This window comes from Syntrophomonas sp. UBA5494 (assembly GCF_002426325.1).
Window position 1 is genome coordinate 5,820 of sequence record NZ_DIPG01000140.1, and the last position, 2,293, is coordinate 8,112.

At 48.5% G+C, this 2,293-nt stretch carries 3 protein-coding genes; all 3 read left to right on the top strand.

What is annotated here, in order from left to right:
- The first annotated feature begins 133 nt into the window (after window positions 1-133).
- On the top strand, window positions 134-565 hold the full coding sequence (locus B3W37_RS15690) for a CD1247 N-terminal domain-containing protein (protein ID WP_483176377.1): 432 nt from the start codon (window positions 134-136) through the stop codon (window positions 563-565).
- 124 nt (window positions 566-689) lie between these two features.
- Window positions 690-1,646: a stage III sporulation protein AA gene (gene spoIIIAA, locus B3W37_RS15695; RefSeq protein ID WP_483176378.1), complete on the top strand. Its 957-nt coding sequence runs from the start codon at window positions 690-692 to the stop codon at window positions 1,644-1,646.
- Window positions 1,646-2,164 carry a hypothetical protein gene (locus B3W37_RS15700; RefSeq protein WP_483176379.1) on the top strand — a complete coding sequence of 173 codons (519 nt, stop codon included), beginning with the start codon at window positions 1,646-1,648 and terminating at the stop codon, window positions 2,162-2,164. Before spoIIIAA ends, B3W37_RS15700 begins: the two co-directional genes overlap by 1 nt.
- The last annotated feature ends 129 nt before the right edge of the window (window positions 2,165-2,293 follow it).

Here is a 2,293-nt window from a genome sequence, read left to right on the forward strand (position 1 = left end):
GAATGTCATCCTGAGGCAAAGCCAAGGATCTTAAGATTCTTAGGCTTTGGCTCGGAATGACAAATGGGGATTTTTGAAATTATACAAAACTCTAAAGTATGAGTCATTTATATATAAAAGGGAGGATTGCGTTTTGAGGGATATTTCAGAACGAGTAAGCTACCTGCAGGGCTTGAGTGAAGGTTTAAATGTATCGGACAATAGTCCGCAGGGGAAAGTCATAGCCGGTATTCTGGGTGTGTTGGAGGATGTAACCAATTCGCTGACCGATCTGCGCACCGATGTGGAAGATTTAAAAGATTATATCGAGTGCATCGACGATGATTTGACTGATCTTGAAGAACAGATTGATGATGAGGATCGTATAGAACTGGATTGTCCGGACTGCGGAGAAAGAGTATATTTTAGTGCGGATGTTCTGGATGATGACGATATGGTTGAAGTAATCTGTCCCAGCTGCAATGCAGTCGTTTATGTTAACGACGGTTCTTTCGACTTTGAACCTGCATTTATAGAGGAAGACTATGATTATGATGGTGATGAAGAGGAAATAACTGAACACTAGTTCCTCTCCCGCTAACCCGACAGGGGTGCAAATGAGACTGCACTCCTGTTTTTTTGTGTCTATTACAAATATGGCATAAATTAACCCTTATTCCAATATCTATTTAAAACAAGGGGGTTATGCTATGGCTTTTTCAGATGAAAGAATCATAAGAGAACAAATTATCCCCTATCTGGCGCTGCCGGTAAGAAAGCTGGTAGCAGGTCTGCCAGGGGAAGACCTGACCAGGTTGGAGGAAATACGCCTGCGCTGTGGAAAGCCGGTGTTATTGAAAATCGGGGAACGGGATATTTCGATTGATCCACGGGGTAATCTTACCACCAAAATCAGTGAAGGCTACCGGGTGGAGCAGGATGATATCTACCGTACCATTGCCGCTATCAGTGATAATTCCCTGTATGCTTTTGAAGAAGAGATCAGACGAGGGTACATAACTCTGCGGGGTGGGCATCGGGTAGGACTAGCAGGGCAAATTGTAATGAAAAAAGATGAAGTAAAAACTATCAAGGATTTTGGCAGTTTAGTTTTTCGTGTTGCCCGGGAAGTAAAGAATTGTGCCGAGCCGCTGTTGCATCATGTAGTCCCGCCCGGGCGTCAGGGACCCTTGAATACTATTTTGATATCGCCGCCGGGGTGTGGCAAAACCACCCTGTTAAGAGACCTGGCCCGTTTGTTGTCGAACGGAAATGGCCTGGTGCAGCCGGTAAATGTGGCTGTTATTGACGAACGCAGTGAGCTGGCCGGGTGTTATATGGGGGTACCGCAACTGGATGTCGGCCCCCGAACTGATGTTTTGGATGCTTGTCCCAAAGCGGCCGGGATGATAATGGCTCTGCGTTCTCTCTCACCCCGGGTAATAATTACCGATGAGATCGGCCGCCGGGAAGATGTGGATGCCGTAGTGGAGTGTCTTAATGCGGGGGTTACAGTTATAACCAGCGCTCATGCGGCCAATGCCGCCGAGCTGCAGAAAAGGCCCCTTTTAAGCGAAATGCTGGAACGGGGTGCATTTAAAACCGGTATAGTACTTTCGCGCCGCTACGGACCCGGAAGTGTGGCCAGTATTGAGAGGTGGGGCTGATGCTTTTGAAAATGATGGGTACAGTGCTGGTGATCGGGGGGCTGGGGTTTTATGGAGTATCCCGGGCCGGCAGCAGTGAAAGGCGAGTGGGGCAGCTTATTAACCTGCGTTTGTCCCTCAATTTTTTGGAAAAAGAGATAACCTGTACCCATACTCCGCTTAGCCGCGCCCTGCTTAAAACGGCCGGATTTACCGATTGGCCGGTAAGCTTGCTCTATAAGGAAACAGCCGGGAATTTAAATAAAAAGAACCTGACTGCGGGCGAAGCCTGGAGTCAGGGACTGGGCAAGTTATCTTCCCGCTCCGATCTTAAGCCGGTTGATTTGGAACTGCTCCGCTCGGCCGGGCCGCAGCTGGGCATGTCGGATACCCTGGAACAAAGCAAATTTCTGGCCTTGATTCAGGAAGAGCTTGCGGTTCAGATTGAGAGAGCCCGCCGGGAAGCGGATACGGCCCGGCGGATCTGGACCTATGCCGGTTTTATTGCCGGAGCCATGATCGTGTTGTTGGTTATCTGAAAACCGGACATGTCTCACCGCCGGTTTAGTAAATGAGAGTTTGCATAATTAACTTTTCCTATGATTAAGCAGTAACTTTGCGCATGTCATCCTGAGGCAAAGCCGAAGGATCTTGCAGTCTCCGAGATG